The organism is Salicola sp. Rm-C-2C1-2 (assembly GCF_040196175.1).
Classification (GTDB): domain Bacteria; phylum Pseudomonadota; class Gammaproteobacteria; order Pseudomonadales; family Oleiphilaceae; genus Halospina.
Window position 1 is genome coordinate 120652 of record NZ_JBEFNF010000001.1, and the last position, 17009, is coordinate 137660.

At 61.8% G+C, this 17009-nt stretch carries 14 protein-coding genes; 5 read left to right on the forward strand and 9 right to left on the reverse strand.

Features of this window, described 5'->3' with window-relative positions:
• Positions 1-43: 43 nt before the first annotated feature.
• The 3 genes from AAF659_RS00550 to AAF659_RS00560 are packed head-to-tail and all read right to left on the reverse strand — an operon-like array spanning position 44 to position 2964.
• On the reverse strand, positions 44-1573 hold the full coding sequence (locus AAF659_RS00550) for an ArnT family glycosyltransferase (RefSeq protein WP_349749741.1): 1530 nt from the start codon (positions 1571-1573) through the stop codon (positions 44-46).
• Positions 1557-2579 carry a glycosyltransferase family 2 protein gene (locus AAF659_RS00555; protein ID WP_349749742.1) on the reverse strand — a complete coding sequence of 341 codons (1023 nt, stop codon included), beginning with the start codon at positions 2577-2579 and terminating at the stop codon, positions 1557-1559. The genes AAF659_RS00550 and AAF659_RS00555 overlap by 17 nt, the downstream gene beginning before the upstream one ends.
• On the reverse strand, positions 2563-2964 hold the full coding sequence (locus AAF659_RS00560; RefSeq protein WP_349749743.1) for a GtrA family protein: 402 nt from the start codon (positions 2962-2964) through the stop codon (positions 2563-2565). The genes AAF659_RS00555 and AAF659_RS00560 overlap by 17 nt, the downstream gene beginning before the upstream one ends.
• Positions 2965-3162: 198 nt before the next feature.
• On the opposite strand from AAF659_RS00560, the gene AAF659_RS00565 reads away from it, so the two are divergent.
• From AAF659_RS00565 to AAF659_RS00580, 4 genes are read left to right on the forward strand one after another with little or no spacing between them, the layout of a single operon-like run.
• Complete coding sequence (locus AAF659_RS00565; RefSeq protein ID WP_349749744.1) at positions 3163-3855, forward strand: thermostable hemolysin; 693 nt, start codon at positions 3163-3165, stop codon at positions 3853-3855.
• Entirely contained in the window at positions 3824-6010 is a 2187-nt protein-coding gene (locus tag AAF659_RS00570) for an AMP-binding protein (protein WP_349749745.1), read from the forward strand. Before AAF659_RS00565 ends, AAF659_RS00570 begins: the two co-directional genes overlap by 32 nt.
• A complete protein-coding gene (locus tag AAF659_RS00575) occupies positions 5997-6761 on the forward strand; it encodes an SDR family oxidoreductase (protein ID WP_349749746.1) in 765 nt (254 codons plus the stop codon). The genes AAF659_RS00570 and AAF659_RS00575 overlap by 14 nt, the downstream gene beginning before the upstream one ends.
• A 14-nt stretch (positions 6762-6775) precedes the next feature.
• Entirely contained in the window at positions 6776-7396 is a 621-nt protein-coding gene (locus AAF659_RS00580) for a tetratricopeptide repeat protein (protein WP_349749747.1), read from the forward strand.
• A gap of 19 nt (positions 7397-7415) precedes the next feature.
• Here the strand turns inward: AAF659_RS00580 and AAF659_RS00585 are convergent, their stop codons facing one another.
• The 6 genes from AAF659_RS00585 to AAF659_RS00610 all read right to left on the reverse strand — a co-directional run bounded on the left by AAF659_RS00585 (position 7416) and on the right by AAF659_RS00610 (position 16147).
• Positions 7416-9404, reverse strand: coding sequence for an acetyl/propionyl/methylcrotonyl-CoA carboxylase subunit alpha (locus tag AAF659_RS00585; RefSeq protein ID WP_349749748.1), 1989 nt, complete (start codon positions 9402-9404; stop codon positions 7416-7418).
• A 270-nt stretch (positions 9405-9674) separates the two neighbouring features.
• On the reverse strand, positions 9675-10487 hold the full coding sequence (locus AAF659_RS00590; protein ID WP_349749749.1) for an enoyl-CoA hydratase-related protein: 813 nt from the start codon (positions 10485-10487) through the stop codon (positions 9675-9677).
• Positions 10487-11653 carry an acyl-CoA dehydrogenase family protein gene (locus AAF659_RS00595; RefSeq protein WP_349749750.1) on the reverse strand — a complete coding sequence of 389 codons (1167 nt, stop codon included), beginning with the start codon at positions 11651-11653 and terminating at the stop codon, positions 10487-10489. Before AAF659_RS00595 ends, AAF659_RS00590 begins: the two co-directional genes overlap by 1 nt.
• Positions 11654-11837: 184 nt before the next feature.
• Positions 11838-13454 carry an acyl-CoA carboxylase subunit beta gene (locus AAF659_RS00600; RefSeq protein WP_349749751.1) on the reverse strand — a complete coding sequence of 539 codons (1617 nt, stop codon included), beginning with the start codon at positions 13452-13454 and terminating at the stop codon, positions 11838-11840.
• Positions 13441-14331, reverse strand: coding sequence for an SDR family oxidoreductase (locus AAF659_RS00605; protein ID WP_349749752.1), 891 nt, complete (start codon positions 14329-14331; stop codon positions 13441-13443). The genes AAF659_RS00600 and AAF659_RS00605 overlap by 14 nt, the downstream gene beginning before the upstream one ends.
• Positions 14332-14338: 7 nt before the next feature.
• On the reverse strand, positions 14339-16147 hold the full coding sequence (locus AAF659_RS00610; protein ID WP_349749753.1) for an acyclic terpene utilization AtuA family protein: 1809 nt from the start codon (positions 16145-16147) through the stop codon (positions 14339-14341).
• Positions 16148-16295: 148 nt separating this feature from the next.
• Here AAF659_RS00610 and AAF659_RS00615 point away from each other — a divergent pair, with 148 nt between their 5' ends.
• On the forward strand, positions 16296-16910 hold the full coding sequence (locus AAF659_RS00615) for a TetR/AcrR family transcriptional regulator (RefSeq protein WP_349749754.1): 615 nt from the start codon (positions 16296-16298) through the stop codon (positions 16908-16910).
• The last annotated feature ends 99 nt before the right edge of the window (positions 16911-17009 follow it).

The following is a 17009-nucleotide window of genomic DNA, read 5'->3' on the forward strand; positions in this document are numbered from 1 at the left end:
ACAGGTCTGCGGGAATTGTTTTTGATTCTACCAAGCGCTTGGATCATGAACAGCTTGATTCTGACCATGACCTGCATCCCATGGGGTCGCCAGCCTGCCGGGTTTCGCCGCTGGCCCTACCCACCGGGAATACAATGTACTCTTTTGACTGTGTAACGGGTTCTGCCATTGATTCCAGCTTTTTGATCAATGCCTCGTCATCACGCTCAACAGAGACCAATTGGGGGGTGGGCTGCGCGACTGAATCCAGCCTGGAAAGAAGCGTGGAACGCGGCATACTGTGAACCCTGGCGCTGCTGTAAAACCGCGCAGAGAAAGGGATCTCGCCTGTATACACCAGATCCTCTAGTTCCCATTGGGGATGGTTTCGTATCTCGCGGACAAGCGTCTTTTCGGTTTCCAGATGCTCAGGGTTGGCTGTGGACCAGAGACCAAGACCGATGCCGAGCAATGGCACCATCAACGCGGGAGCGAGGCTTGCCCTTCTGTGATCAGATATCCGATTCAGTGGAATCAGTGCGGACAGTATGATGCCAAGAAAGGGGAGCCCCGGCAGCACATAGGTCCACAGAATGTTCCCGGAAAGGGAGAAGAATACGGCCGGCGTCAAAGAACTCATAAGTACCAGTCCGGTGATGCCCTTCTGTGTACCCTGCCAGTCGTGCAGCAACCGCGAACCGCAGCGATAACGGCGGATGCAGGCCACGGCCCCGATCAATCCCCACGGAAAGCTCGCCAGTATCAGGTGGATCCAGATGGTGCCGCGGGGGAACTCGTGAGCATTGCCGTAGAGGTCCCCATTCCAGTCACTGATCAGGAACCGCTTGAAGTGCTCGCCGACGATGAAATAATCAAGGAAACCGGGCGTCTTGATCTCGGCAAGCACGTACCAGGGAACCGCGAGCGCCAGCATCAGGCCGGTTCCGCGGATCCAGGGAAAATTCTGGCGCAGTGCCCGCCACTGTTGATGGACGATCACCCACGCGGCGACGGGCAGGCCGGTTAGCACCAGCGTCAGCGGACCTTTGGCAAGCAGCCCGATGGCGAGCCCCACAAAGAGGAGCCATCCCCAGGTCGCATTTCCACCCTGCAGCCGGATGAGCACACTGCTGAGAGCCAGTGTCGTGCCCAGCGCCAGAAATGAGTCTGTCATGACGGTGCCGGCACTGAGAAACCCAAGCAGCATGGTTGAGTAAATGAGGGCTGCCCACACCGTCTCGTGTGAAAACAGCGCAGATCCCGAGTCCGGCAGGAAGGCGGCGCGGGTTCTCATGACAAGAATCACAATGGCAAGATTTGCAAGCCAGGAGGGAAGCCGGCCGGCGAATTCACTGACACCCAGCCAGCGAAAGGACAGTGCCTGAGCCCAGAAGGAGAGCGGAGGCTTGCCCCAGAAAGGAACCCCTTCCCGAAACCAGGGTGTGATCCAATCCCCGGAAACGGCCATCAGGCGAGCGATTTCCGCATACCGTGGTTCCGTTGTATCCATGAATGGGACCAAGGCGGACAGGCCGAGCCGTGACAACAGAACCAGTCCGAGCAGCGACAGCAGGAACTTAAGATGAAACTGCATGATTAACTGTTCTCCTCGGCTGGCTTTCGGGCCGCGCACTGATGGCTTGGCCCTGGTCGGCTGAGTCATCGGCAACCAGGTACACAGGACGCTGTTTGGTTTCGATGTAGATTCGCCCTACATATTCGCCGAGCAGGCCAACGCATAGTAATTGGATGCCGGACAGGAAAGTGATGACAGTGATAATTGAGGCGTACCCCGGCGTGGCGACGCCGAACAGCAGGGCCTTCAGGACGACCCAGGCTCCGAAGGCGCCGCCCGTGGCGGCCGCCAACAAGCCGAGTATCAGCGCCAGTCGCAGCGGTTTTACAGAAAATGAAGTGATGCCTTCCATGGCGAGTTGCGCCAGCTTCAGGTAATTCCATTTGGTGTTACCAGCGGCGCGGGCCTCCCGGTTAAACGTCAGAGTGATGGTCGGCATCCCGACCCAGGCAATCATTCCCTTCAGGTAACGGTTGCGCTCGGGCAGGTCATTGAACGCATTGACCACCCGTCGGCTCATCAGTCGGAAATCGCCGGTATCGACGGGCAGTTCCGCATCACTGATGCGATTCAGTAACCGGTAGAAGCAGGAGGCGGACAGGCGTTTCAGCCAGCTTTCGCCGGCGCGCGAATCACGTTTCATCAGGACCATGTCATAACCGGCATGCCACTGCTCCACCATTCGAGGGATCAGCTCTGGCGGGTCCTGCAGATCGGCATCCATAAGGATGACCGCCTCGCCGAGTGCCCGGGCCAAACCCGCGGACGCAGCGGCTTCCTTCCCGAAATTTCGGGAGAGCTCGATCACACGGATCATTGGATAGGTTATGCGGGCGCTTCTTAACATGGATGACGAGTCGTCCTGGCTACCATCATCGATGAAGAGCCACTCCACGGGGTCCCCCAGTTTTCGGCAGGTCTCGGCCAGCCGTCCGAGCAGCTCCGGAATAACCTCGGATTCGTTATGGACTGGAATCACGATGCTCAACACGGGTCTGGTGATGTGCTTATATCGGTCCTGCATTGAAAACCATTCCCCTCGCAATGATGAAGTTAATAATGGTGGCAGCCGATGTCGCCATGAGCTGCGCGGCCGCCACCTGCCCCACCAGCTCGGCTGCGGCCATGAAGACCGTCAGGTTGACGATCCATCCAAGCACGGCGCTGGCCAGGTAGCGTGGGAAGGCAGTGCCATGACGAACGGTTGAACGGAACGCGAACCGGTGCTGGCCGATATAATTGATATGGAGGCCAATGGCTGCCCCCACCGCCGTCGACACTGTCGGGTTTCCCCCCTGGCTGACCATGACTGCCATAACCAGCCAGTGAGTTGCTGTCGCAATCGCTCCGACTGCGAGGAAGCGGGACAGATCTGTACTGAGCTTCCGTTTTGGACCGGCCTGACCCACTCAACTCTCCTTAACCGTTGATCAATGCTCTGCATGCTCCCATTGACGGATTAAGGGAGACTTAAGAGGCCTTTTGAGAAATCTTAAGTGGGTCTTAAGGTTTCCCTGTCCCCGCCTTAAGTTTCCTTTAAGCCCCGCCGCCTAATGTGGCAATCGTCCCAGCAGAGCGATGAGCCCATTAGCGGTAGGGGAGTGACCATGAAACGTCCTTTGATAATGCCTGTCAGCCTGAGCACTGAGCGGTCCAGCCTGACCTCGGTCGTGGCTGGTAATGGCTGGACACTGTGCAGTGTGGCCGCGGGGTCGGAGGCTGCGACCCGGACCATCGATTTCATCCGCCAGCGTTTCTGGCTGGCCTATCAGGCACAGCCGAAGTTGCGGGTTCCCGACCTGTTGGCACTGGTTTCAGGCCGGGGTGAGCTGATTGCCGCTGTGGGTATCCGGTGCGCAGAGGGCGAGCGACTCTTCCTTGAGGATTACCTGGACCAGCCGGTTGAACAGCTGATTCCCGGAACCCGGCCGGATCGTCGCCACCTGACGGAGATTGCCCATCTGGCGGGCGCCGAAGCCGGTGCCGGCCGCTATCTCTTTCCGGCACTGTCGAAATACCTGCTCGGCGTCGGCAGCGAATGGGTGGTCTGTACGGGCACGCCCCACCTGCGTAACGGCTTTGAGCGGTTGGGTATTGACGTGCACCCCATGGGAGCGGCCGAACCGTCGCGCCTGGCGGATGAGGGCCGGTGCTGGGGGCAGTACTACGATCACAATCCCGAGGTTATGGCCCTGAGCGTGGAGCAGGGCCATCAGGCCATGGAACGTGTTGGCCTGATGAGAACCATCAGGGATCCGGAAAGCGGCAATGGCGGAGGTCACTATGGCGTTATTGCCTGAGCTTCTGAGACAGCAGGCGGTGCGTCACCCCGAGCGGCTGGCACTGGTTGGGCCGGGAGAACGCTGGCGGTACGGCGAACTGCTCGAGGCCGCGACCGGACTTGCCGAGGAGTTGCTCGGCCTCGGCGTGCACCGGGTGGGGCTGTGCGGGGATAACACCGTTGCCTGGGTCCTTGGTGACCTGGCGTGTCTTCTGGCCGGTATCGCCTGCGTGCCCGTGCCCCCGTTCTTCTCCGAAAGCCAGACGGAACATCTGATGGCGCAGTCGGGTCTGGACGGACTTCTGGGTCAGGCGGGAACGCCCATCGGTCCTGGTGTCTTGTTCAAGTCACTGCTGCCCAGCGCCGAAGCCCACCCGATGCCGGAAGGCACAAGCAAGATCACCTACACCTCCGGTAGCACGGGCACTCCGAAGGGGGTCTGCCTGTCGCTGGAACAGATGACGGCGACGGCCGTTGCCCTTCGGGATCGTCTCGAGGGTGTTGGCCTTGAGCATCACCTCTGCGTGTTGCCGCTGGCAACATTGCTGGAGAACATCGCTGGCGTCTATGTGCCCCTGCTCCTGGGCGGCTGTGTCGAGGTCAGGCCGCTCACGGACCTGGGGCTGTCGGGCAGCAGCGGTCTGGATCTATCGACGCTGGTTGCGGCATTGCAGCAGAGCCGTCCCCATTCGCTGATCCTCGTTCCGGAGCTGGCCCAGGCCCTGGTGTCGGCGGTGGAAAGCGGGGATCTCCCGGCATCGTCATTCCGGTTCCTGGCGGTGGGTGGTGCGCGCGTGGCGCCGGATCTGCTCACGCGTGCGCATCGCGTCGGGCTCCCTCTTTACGAGGGCTACGGGCTTTCCGAGTGCAGCTCCGTCGTGGCCTTGAATTCCCCCGGACAGAACCGCGCGGGAAGCGTGGGGCTACCGCTGTCCCATGTGGCCGTGCGGATCGACGGCGATGGTCATATCCGGGTGCGGGGTAACGGGTTTCTCGGTTATCTCGGCAGCACGGAACCGCTCGATGAGTGGCTCGACACCGGTGATATTGGCGCACTGGATGCTGAGGGCTTTCTCCATGTCAGTGGCCGGGCCCGCAATCGTCTGATCACCAGCTTTGGCCGCAACGTCAGCCCGGAATGGATCGAGAGCGAGCTGATCCAGGGCGCCGGCATGGGCCAGGCGTTTGTCTTCGGTGACGGCGAGGCGCACCTCAGTGCCCTGTTGGTCGCGCCTGCGGACAGGACGGATGAACAGGTCCGATGCGCGGTCGCGAACCTGAACAGCACGCTGCCGGATTACGCGCGGATTGCCCGGGCTCATCGGCTGCCCCGGCCCCTGTCCGCCTCCGAGGGGTATCTCACAGCAAACGGGCGGCTGGTCCGTGACCGCATTGGGTCCGATCTGGCCCATCTGCTAGGAACGGCCCGTTCGTTCGAAATCGACATCGTTCACAACCCAAGCGAAACAGCAGGAGACAACACCATGGCATTTTTCGACCAACTCCAATCAGAGACAGAAGCGGCTCGCTCCCATGTACATCAGGCACCGGCACTGCAGGCAATCCGGGAGGGTCGTCTCGACCTGTCCGGCTACACCTGGTTCCTGACCCAGGCCTACCATCACGTCAAGCACACCGTGCCGCTGATGATGGCCTGTGGCGCGCGTCTGCCGGAGCGGCTCGAATTCGTCCGCGAAGCGCTCGTGGAATATATCGAGGAGGAATACGGTCACCAGGAGTGGATCCTCAACGACCTGGGCGCCTGTGGCGTGGACAAGGAAAAGGTGCGTAACGGCCACCCGGATACGCCGATTGAGCTGATGGTCGCCTACCTTTATGACCGGATTCAGCGTGGCAATCCCATGGCGTTCTTCGGCATGGTCCAGGTGCTGGAGGGCACGTCCATTGAACTGGCAACACCCATGGGTAAAGCCATCCAGCAACAACTGGACCTGCCGGACGAGGCATTCAGTTACCTGTATTCCCACGGCGATCTCGATCAGGATCACTTCGAGTTCTACCGCAACCTGATGGACCGGATCACCGACGAGGCCGACCAGCAGGCGATCATCGAATCCGCCCGGATGGTCTACCGGCTCTACGGCGATATGCTTCACAGCATCCCGGTGGTGTCCGGTCGCTCACAGGGAGGCTCCGGCCATGAAGCTGCATGATCGTGTCTTCCTGCTGCTTGGTGGCTCCGGGGGGATAGGTCGGGCACTGATCGAGCCCCTGAGGGCGGCCGGCGCGCAGGTCATTGTTGCCTCCCGTCGGCCGGGGCAGCTGTCATTGCCTGAAGGCGTGAAAACGGCCCAGCTGGATCTTGCAGCCGATGATCTCGACGCCCAGCTCGAGTCACTGAGCGAGGGCTGGCCGGATATTGATGGTGTGATCCATTGTGCGGGACAGAATCAGTTCGGCGCATTGGCTTCGCTGTCCGTCGAGGATCTGGATGCCCAGATCGCTGTCAATCTGCGGTCCGCGATGCTCGTGGGGCGCCATTTTGCTCAACGTTTCGCCTCGGCGGGCAAGGGGGATCTGGTTTTTGTCGGTTCCACCTTCGGCAGTATCGGATATCCCGGCTATACCGCCTACTGTGCCACCAAGTTCGGTCTGCGTGGCTTCACCGAGGCCCTGCGTCGGGAGCTGGCGGACACGCCGGTACAGGTCCTTCATGTGGCACCACGCGCGACGGCTACCTCAATGAACCCGGAAGCGGTCAATGAGATGAACCGGGCGTTGGGCAACACGATGGATGACCCCGCCGCCGTTGCCGGACAGATCCTCGCAGCCATGCGTCAGGATAGGCCCAGACGCCTGCTTGGCTGGCCGGAAAAACTGTTCGCGGTTATCAATGGCGTGTTGCCGAAAGTGGTGGACCGGGCGCTGAAAAAGCAGCTGCCGGTTATCCGGAAGTTTATGTAAACGGGGGTATCCCAATGAGAATCTGTTTGGCTGTTCTGATGGCACTTCTGGCCCTGCCGGCTTCAGCGGCATCCATGTCTGAGAGGCTGCTCGACATTCAGCATCGTTGGGCAGAGATTCAGTATCGTCTCGATGAAGACAAGCGTCTGGAGGCATTTGAAGAACTGGCGGCTGAGACCAAGACCTTTGTCGCTGACTATCCTGACCGCGCCGAGCCGCTGATCTGGCGCGGCATCGTGCTGAGTACCCGGGCGGGTGCCGAGGGTGGATTCAGCGCACTGAGCCTGGTGGGCACGGCAAGAGAGGCTCTGGAGAAAGCGCTGGAGATCGATCCTGAAGCCCTGGCCGGTTCCGCCCACACATCATTGGGGAGCCTCTACTATCAGGTGCCGTCCTGGCCACTCAGCTTCGGGGATGACGAGCAGGCCCGCAAGCACCTTCGCAAGGCACTGGCGATCAACCCGGATGGCATCGACCCCAACTATTTCTTTGGCGATTTCCTGGTCGAGCAGGGCGAGGAAAAGCGCGCCAGAACCTACCTGGAGCGCGCCCTGAATGCGCCGGAGCGGCCTGATCGCCCCGTGGCCGATAAAGGGCGTCGTCAGGAGATCAGGGCACTCCTGGAGACGCTTTGAACCGGAGCTGGTACGACTCTCACTCTGCGTTTTCTTTTGAATGGGGCGACTCCGCGACAAAGACGGTCATCAGCACCTGTCGGTTACGGACCTGGTCCCCAGCGCTGACGCGGATGTCTGAAATGGTCCCGTCGCGGTCCGCCTTCAGGGGGTGTTCCATCTTCATGGCTTCGAGCACCGCCAGGGTCTGGCCCGCCTGGACTGCATCCCCCTCGGCTACCCCGACCTCAATGACCGCGCCATCCATGGTGGCGCGGACTTCGCCGCTGCCCTGTTCGTCCGCTCGCCGGGCCGGTGCGTGAGTGGCGTCCTGCAGTGCCAGCGTGCGCCCCGATAGATGGCAGTACAGGGAGTGATCCACGAGCTGATACTGGCAGGCCCGGCGCACGCCATCCGCACTGAGGCTCAACACGCCATCCCGGTGATCTTCGGCGACCAGGCGGTGCTCCTGATCGCCCACCGTAATGCATGCTTCCGATCCATGGTCCCTGAGCCGGACCCAGGTTCCGGTGTGACCGTCATTAAGCAGCATCGGGCAGGCACTCGGCAGGCTGTTACTCCAGCCGCCCCGGTCCGCGTAGTCTGCTTTGATCTCATTCCGGTAAAGCACCAGCGCGGCAACGGCCAGCTCCGTGGCGGTTGCCTGTATCGGCTTCAGGCTGGGGTCGTCCCTGAACTCCGTATCCAGGAAGGCCGTGGTTGCCTCGCCGGCGGCGAAGGTTTCGTGGGCCAGAACCCGGGACAGGAACCAGGCGTTATGGGTGACCCCCAGAAGCACGGTGTCCTCCAGCGCCCGGATCAGCCTCCGCCGTGCCATGCCACGATCCGGACCACTGGCCACCACCTTGGCGATCATCGGGTCGTAATGGGGCGTCACCCGCATACCGGCCGAAATACCATGATCCACCCGAATGCCGTCGCCTTCGGGCGGAATCCAGCTGTGAACCGGTCCCGTCTGCGGCATGTAACTCTGCGCAGGGTCCTCAGCGTAAAGCCGCACCTCAATCGCATGCCCGCAAATCCGGACCTCGTCCTGAACCAGCGGCAACGGCTCCCCGGCCGCGATGCGAAGCTGCAGCGCCACCAGGTCCAACCCCGTCACCATCTCGGTCACCGGATGCTCCACCTGCAGGCGGGTGTTCATCTCCAGGAAGTAGAAGTTCCGCGCCTCGTCCACGATGAACTCCACCGTGCCGGCGCCCACATAACCACAGGCCTGGGCGGCCTTCACCGCCGCATCACCCATGGCCTGACGCATGGATTCATCGACGAACGGCGAGGGCGCTTCCTCGACCACTTTCTGGTGCCGGCGCTGGACGGAGCAGTCCCGTTCCCCCAGGTGGATGGCATGACCCTGCTGATCCGCGAAGACCTGAATCTCGATATGTCGCGGCCGGACGATCGCCTTCTCCAGTATCAGCTCCCCGTCGCCGAAGGCCGACTCCGCTTCCGAGCGCGCCCTGGCCAGCTCATCCGCCAGTTTGTCGGGCTCATGCACCAACCGCATGCCCCGTCCGCCACCACCGGCGGATGCCTTGATCATCACCGGGTACCCGATCCCATCGGCAGCCTTCTGCCAGGGCGACGGATCCGTCTCCGCGCTCTGGAAGCCCGGCACCGTTGGTACGCCCGCCTCGGCCATCGCCTCCTTGGATCGCCGTTTGCTGCCCATCAACTCCATGGCATGCGCTGGCGGCCCGATGAAGGTGATCCCGTGTTCCGCGCAGGCCGAAACGAACGCCGCGTTCTCCGAGAGAAATCCATACCCCGGGTGCACCGCATCCGCCCCGGTCAGGCGTGCCGCCTCCAGGATGGCTTCAATGTTCAGGTACGATTCCCCCGCCGGTGCCGGCCCCACGCGAACCGCTTCATCCGCCATCCGCACATGCGGCGCGTCCCGGTCCGCATCACTGAACACCGCGACCGTCCGATACCCCAGCGCCTGGGCCGTCCGGTTCACCCGCACCGCGATCTCGCTGCGGTTTGCTATCAATAATTTGTTGAACATCCGACCTGCACCCATAAAGGTGATCTAATTGTTGTTCTGTAGGAGCGAGCTTGCTCGCGATAGTCATCGGATCGCGAGCAAGCTCGCTCCTACAGTATTTCTCGTAGCGTTTTCCAATGGTTTTCGGGGTGTCGGTGCGGGGGAGGTCTTTCAGGGAGGCTCGATGACAGGATGTCATCGCGCCAGCGCCCATGGATGGGTTCACAGCGGTCCCTGAAAGACCTCCCCCGTGCCGACACCTGCAACCAACTCAACCATCTGGAGACGACGCTATTCCTCAGCCCACGAAGGCTTCCGCTTCTGCATAAACGCCATGGTCCCTTCCTGCCCCTCGTCCCCACGAACAGCCGCCGCAAAATCCTTCGCCGCCTTATCCAGAAGCCCATCAAGCGGCTCACTCTCCACCGACAGCAACAGCTCTTTCGTCATCCGCGAAGCCCCGGGCGCACAATGCCGGATCCGCTCCAGCACCTGCCCCAGCTTCTGATCCAGCTCCTCACCGGATTTGGCAAAGTCATGTACAACGCCAAGCCAGAACGCCTCGCTCCCATCAAACCGATGCCCCGTCAATGCCAGCCGCCGCGCCTGGGTCAGCCCGATCCGCCGCACCACAAAGGGCGCAATCTGCGCCGGCGTGATCCCCAGTGTTGTCTCCGGTAGCCCGAATTTCGCGCTCTCCAGGCACAGGGCGACATCCGACACACAGGCCAGCCCGAAACCGCCGCCCATGACGGCGCCCTCCAGTACCGCGACCGTCGTCTGCGGCGCCGACTCCGTTTCGCTTAACAGATGCCCAAAGGCCCGGTTCAGCTCAAAGATCGGATCACTGCCATCCTCCGCCTTCTGCCCACGCGCCGAGGCCATGTCCTTCACATCACCCCCGGCACAGAAGTGCCCGCCGGTGCCGCGCAGGACCACGGCCCGCACCCCTGTGTCGTCGCGAATGGCGGCAAACACCGAGCGCAGCTCGTGGACCATGGCCAGGCTCATGGCATTGCGGCTGTCCGGCCGGTTGAGGGTGAGATGCAGGATGCTGCCGGACCGTTCCAGTTTCAGCGTCTCGCACTCGGGGAGCGTGGCCATCACGAGTCTCCTTTCTGCTTGCCGGGCAGCGTGCCCATGAGTTTGCAGATGATGCCGAGCATGATCTCGTCGGCACCGCCGCCCACCGAGACCAGCCGCACGTCGCGATAGGCGCGCGAAACCGGGTTGTCCCACATGTAGCCGTTGCCGCCCCAGTATTGCAGGCAGGCATCGGTCACCTCGCGGCCGAGGCGACCTGCTTTCAGCTTGGCCATCGAGGCGAGCTGGGTGACGTCTTTCTGTGCCACGTGCAGCTCACAGGCCTGGTAGGTGAGGGCGCGCAGGGCCTCGATCTCGGTCTGGAGTTCGGCCATGCGGAAGTGGATGGCCTGATTGTTGATCAGCGGCTGGCCGAAGGTTTCGCGCTCGCGGCAGTAGTCGATGGTCCGGTCCACGCAGCCTTCCAGTGCCTTGATGACGTTGGCTGCGCCCCAGAGCCGTTCTTCCTGGAACTGCAGCATCTGCATCATGAAACCGGTGCCCTCGGCGCCGATGCGGTTGCGTTTGGGCACGCGCACGTCGTCGAAGAACACCTGGGCGGTTTCGGAGCAGCGCATGCCCAGCTTATCCAGGTGGGGGGTGACGCTGACCCCCGGGGCGTCCATGGGGACAATGATCAGGCTCTTGTTCTTGTGCGGTTTGTCGTCGCTGGTGTTGGCGAGCAGGCAGATGAAGTCGGCGCTTGGCGAGTTGGTGATCCACATCTTGTGGCCGTTGATGATGTAGTCGTCGCCATCGGACTTGGCGTTGGTCTTGAGGCCGGCGACGTCCGAGCCGGCACCGACTTCGCTGACGCCAATGCAACCGATTTTGTCGCCGGTGATGGCAGGTCGCAGGAATTCTTCCTTATGTTCGTGGGAGCCGAAGCGGGCCAACGCCGGAGTGCACATGTCGGTCTGGACGCCGATGGACAATGGCACGCCGCCGGCCGCTGCGATGCCGAATTCTTCGGCGGCGACGAGGTTGTAGCTGTAGTCGAGGCCCATGCCGCCGTATTCCTCCGGTTTCTGGATGCCGAGGAGGCCGAGGTCGCCGAGTTTTTTGAAGATCTCGTGGATGGGGTAGCGGCCGTCGCGTTCCCATTCGTCGCAGTTGGGGTTGATTTCGTTTTCGACGAAATCGCGGACGGTTTTTCTGAGAGCCTGGTGTTCTTCGGTGAATTGCATGATATCTGGCCTTTGTCTCTAGATTGTTGTTTCTTTGCCGGGCTCTGACGTGGGGGATTCTTTCCGGGACCGCTGTGAACCCATCCTTGGGCGCTGGCGCGATGACATCCCTGTCATCGAGCCTCCCGGAAAGAATCCCCCACTCCAGAGCCATCCAACCCCGTGCGTGACGCCACCATTCCTTCTACAGCCGCGCCACGCCAAAGCTGTTCGACTGCAATTTGCGTTCATCGCCTTCCTGGCATATTGCCAAGGCTTCGCCCACGACCCGGCGGGTATCCCGCGGATCAATCAGTCCGTCATCCCAGAGTCGGGCGGTACCGAATAGGGAGTGGGAGCCGTCGTTGAGCTTTTTCGCCGTGGACTGTTCGAGTACATCCAGTTGCTGTGGGTCGGGTTCGACGCCGTTCTTGCGCTGTTTTTCTTCGGCCACGATGCGCATGACCTTGCCGGCCTGGGCGCCGCCCATGACGGCGGTGCGGCTGTTGGGCCAGGCGAAGATGAAGCGCGGGGCGAGGCCGCGGCCGCACATGGCGTAGTTGCCGGCGCCGTAGGAGCCGCCGACGACCACGGCAATGCGCGGGACACGGGCGTTGGTGACGGCCTGGATCATCTTGGAGCCGTGTTTGATGATGCCGTTCTGCTCGGAGTCGGTGCCGACCATGAAGCCGGTGGTGTTGTGCAGGAACAGCAGTGGTGTCTGGGACTGGTCGCAGAGCTGGATGAACTGGGCGGCCTTGGCGGCGCCGTTGGGTGTGATGGGGCCGTTGTTGCCGATGATGCCTATACTGCGCCCGTAGAGCTCGATCCAGCCGCAGACGGTCTGACTGTCGAAGTCGTTCTTAAAGTCGAGAAAGCGTGAGCCGTCGGCGATGCGGGCGAGGATTTCGCGCACGTCGTAGGGCTTGCGGCTGTCGGCGGGGATGACGCCGGGGAGTTCGTCCGGGCTGTGCTGTGGCTCATCCCATGTACGGGGCCCGTGTTCGGGCAGCGTCTTGTTCCAGTCCAGGGAGGCCATGATGTCACGGGCCTGGCGGACGCCGTCGGCGTCGTTCTCGGCCAGGTATTCGGCGGTACCGGCGACTTCGCTGTGCATTTCGGCGCCGCCGAGCTCTTCGTCAGTGGCGATCTCGCCTGTGGCGGCCTTGAGCAGGGGCGGGCCGGCGAGGAACATCTTGGCCTGCTCGCGGACGACGATCACATAGTCTGAAAGGCCTGGCTGATAGGCGCCGCCGGCGGTGGCGTTGCCGTGGACCACGGTGATCTGCGGAATGCCGGCGGCCGACATCCGGGCCTGGTTGGCGAAGCCCCGGGCGCCGGGAACGAAGATGTCCGTGGCGTAGTTGAGGTTGGCGCCGCCGCTTTCGGACAGCGAAATCACCGGGAGGTTGTTCTCCATGGCGATTTCCTGCGCGCGCAGGGTCTTGTCCAGGCCCGCCGGGGTTATGGTGCCGCCCTTGATGGCGCTATTGCTGGCGGAGACCATCACTCGGGCGCCGCCCACGGTGCCGATGCCGCAGATCATGCCGCCGCCCGCCATGGAGCCGTCCTTGTCGTCATGCATTTTGTAGCCGGCAAGCGGACAGATCTCAAGGAAGGGGCTGCCGCGATCGAGGAGCATGTTGATGCGCTCCCGGGGCAAAAGCTTATTCTTCGCGTTGAATTTCTGCCGCGCTTCTTCTGCTTTGTCGTGCACGAGTCTTTCGACGCTGCGGAAGGTGTCGATCTCTGCCTGCATGGCCTCGGTGTTCTCAGCGAACTCCGGGCTGTTGGGGTCAATGGTGGATTCAATCACCTGCATGGGTTCCGTCCTCATCATCCTGGAGTACCCGGGGCGTGACCGCCCGGTGGAAGCCGCTGAAGGCCTCGTTGTTCCTGGCTTTCGGCAGCGGCCAGACGCTTCCGCCCTGGGAGGCACCACCGTCAATACGCAGCGTGTCGCCGGAAATGAAGCGGGAGCCGGGGGAGAGCAGGAAGCAGATGGCGCTGCTGACCTCGGCTTCGGTGCCAATGCGCTTGCAGGGCACGGCCTCGCGAAGGCCCCGGATCCAGGACTTCATGCTGTCCGGGTAGCTGTCCATGCCGCTGGAGGCGATCCAGCCGGGGGCCACGGCGTTGATGCGAACGCCGGAAGCGCCCCATTCAACGGCGGCAGTCTGGGTAAAGTTCACCATCCCGGCCCGCGCGGCGCCGGAGTGCCCCATGCCGGGCATGCCGCCCCACATGTCGGCAACGATGTTGACGATGGCGCCGCCGGTTTGGGTCATGCTCTGGTTATAAACCTCGCGGGAGATAAGGAAGCCGCCTGTCAGATTGGTGCGCACCACGGTTTCCCAGCCTTTCTGGTTGAGCCCCGCCAGCGGCGATGGGAACTGGCCGCCGGCGTTGTTGACCAGGCCATGGATGGCGCCGTGGTCGCCGATGATGCTCTGGATGGCAGGTTTGACGGCGTCTTCGTCGCGGATGTCGCAGCTGTAGGGATGGGCAGTGCCGCCGTCTTCATTGATCTCATCGGCGACCGCCTGGACCTTCTCGAGTTTGCGGCCGATGAGGATGACGTTGGCTCTGAGTGAGGCTAGTTCATGAGCTGTGCAGCGGCCGATGCCCGAACCGCCGCCAGTGACGATGATAGTCTGGCTCTGGAACAGGTCTTCTTTGAAGATTGATTGGTAGCTCATTGGGTGTTTATTCCTTGTCACCAGCATGTTGGTTCTGTTGTGGCACCGGTATGGGGATCTCTAACAACTGCTGGGCAAACGCCTTCCCCTGCGGGTCAATACGCAGACTGGCAACGCCGCCGCCACCAAGGCTGTGCTTCAGCAGAAAATTCAATCCATGGATGCCCGGCATATGCCACCGCAATACTTCGCCTTTGTCGGGATCCAATGTATGCCCCATCCACTCCGCCACGTGTTCCGGCGTCAGAGCCGCCGCAATCCAGGGCAGGTAGTCTTCGCGCCGGGCCACCACGCCGATGTTGCAGTGATCGCCTTTGTCACCACTTCGAGCCCAGGCCAGATCCACCAGACGAACGTCCGTATCCGGCTGCCCGTTTGCCTTGGGAATGGGCACCTCTGTTGGCTTCTCCGTCGTGGCGTACCCGCCCTCGGTTGCCACGGTTACATCGGTTTCATTACCGCCCAGATCTACGGAAACCGAGACCATGTCTTTCGGTACCAGGCACGAAAACAGCCGGATCTTGGGCCAGACCGTGGGGCGGCCGCCGACGATGCCGGTCAGGCCCGGGGCCATGCCGGTGGCGGCCTGGGCGATCTCGCGGGAGAAGATGACCAGGGCTTTTTTATCCGGGTGGGTGGCGCTGATTTTGATGACCACTTCCCGGGTGTCGCTATGGCAGCCATGTGGACCATAGGTGGTCTCAGTCCCGAGCAACTCGATGCTGGTGTCGCTGTAGCCGTCAAAGCCCTGATCCCGGATCAGGTGCTCGGACTTGCGCAGAATGGCGTTGGCGACAGTATCCGCCTTATAGGCGGCGTCGATGCCAGCCAGCAGAAAAGTGACGGTGCACTTGTGGCCGTCCGGCCAGGTTCCGGCGACCTTGTAGGTATCGGTCGGGGGCAGGCCAAGGGCGCCAGTGACGTGGACCTCCTCTGGGCCGGTTTGCTTGAGACAAACATGGCTGAAGTCGCAGGCGACGTCGGGTAGGTGGTAAGCGTGCGGGTCGTCGATCTCGTAGACGAGTTGTTCGGCCACCGTTCCAAAGCTGACCTGGCCGCCGGTTCCCGGCGGTTTGGTAATGATGAAATCGCCATCCGGCTGTACTTCGACGATGGGGAAACCCATGTTGTCGAAACCGTCCATGACGGTTTCCCAGTCGGTGAAATTGCCGCCGGTGGCGTGGGCGCCGCATTCAATCAAGTGGCCCGCGAGGCTGCCCTGGGCGAGGCGGTCGTAGTCGTTCGCAGCCCAGCCGAATTCGTGCATTAGTGGTGCCAGCACCACGGCGCTGTCCGCGACGCGGCCAGTGATGACAATATCAGCCCCCTGTTCCAGCGCACTGACAATGCCCGGCGCGCCCAGATAGGCGTTGAGGCTGACCATCATGCCGGGCAGGGAGGCGCCGCTATCGGTTTCCGTGATTCCAGCCTGGGAAAGCTGGTTTTTCTGTGGCATCAGGTCGTCACCAAGCACCATGCCAATCGTCAGATTCAGGCCCTGTTCATGCACCAGTGCCTGCAGGGCGTCCCGGCAGGCAACGGGGTTAACACCGCCGGCGTTGCTGATGACCTTGAGGCCCTGGTTGCTGATCTCGCCGAGCAGCGGTGCCATGACTGTATCGACGAAGTCGCGGGCATAACCCTGTCCGGGATCCTTCATTTTCTGACCAGCCATGATCGACATGGTGATCTCCGCCAGGTAATCGAAGACCAGGTAGTCGAGGTTGCCTTTTTCCACAAGTTGGCGCGCGGCGGTCTGGGTGTCGCCCCAGAAGGCGGCGGCGCAGCCGATGCGCAGGGGGTGGGAGGCGCTCATGGTGGTGATCCTTTCGCAATGTGGGTCATGGTTGAAATGAATATACCTAGCAAGCGCTTGGTTTGTAAACTGTGGTAGACTTAGAAACGATTTGTAGGTGCTTGCTAAACTAACCGCTATTACGCTCAAACAAAGAAGAGAGAACCCTTTGTCCCAGGACATGGCCATTGATGCCACCCCGCCAAGCTTCACCGACCCGCAATCCCCCCGTGGCCGTCTCCTCCGCGAGGCCGCCCATCTCTTCCGGGACAAGGGTTATGAGCGCACCACGGTGCGGGATCTTGCCGCGGCGGTGGGAATACAGTCGGGGAGTATCTTCCATCATTTCCGCACCAAGGAAGAAATCCTGAAAGCGGTGATGACGGAGGCGATTCTGGTGAATACCGGCCGGATGCGGTCGCGTCTTGAGGCCGTTGCCGATCCCCGTGAGGCGGTGCGTTGCCTGGTGCAGTGTGAGCTGGAGTCGATCAATGGTGAGACTGGCGAGGCTATGGCGGTGTTGGTGTATGAATGGCGCAGTCTTTCCGAAACCAGTCAAGCGGAGATTCTGGAACTTCGGGAGGTTTATGAGGGGATCTGGCTGCAGACGCTGGCCCAGGCCAGGGCGGAAGGGCTGGTGGAAGCCGATCCGTTTATTCTGAGGCGGTTCCTGACGGGTGCATTAAGTTGGACCATCACCTGGTATCGGCCCGAAGGTGATATGACCATCGAGGATCTGGCCGACCATGTCATGATGATGCTTAAGATCCCACTGCCAAGCTGACTTGCCTGAAACATTGGGTCGTTGCGGCTGGCGCGTTGCCTCGCGTGCTTACTCGCTTTAACGACGTCACAGTAGCGACATTTCGGCCAGCCCATGTGC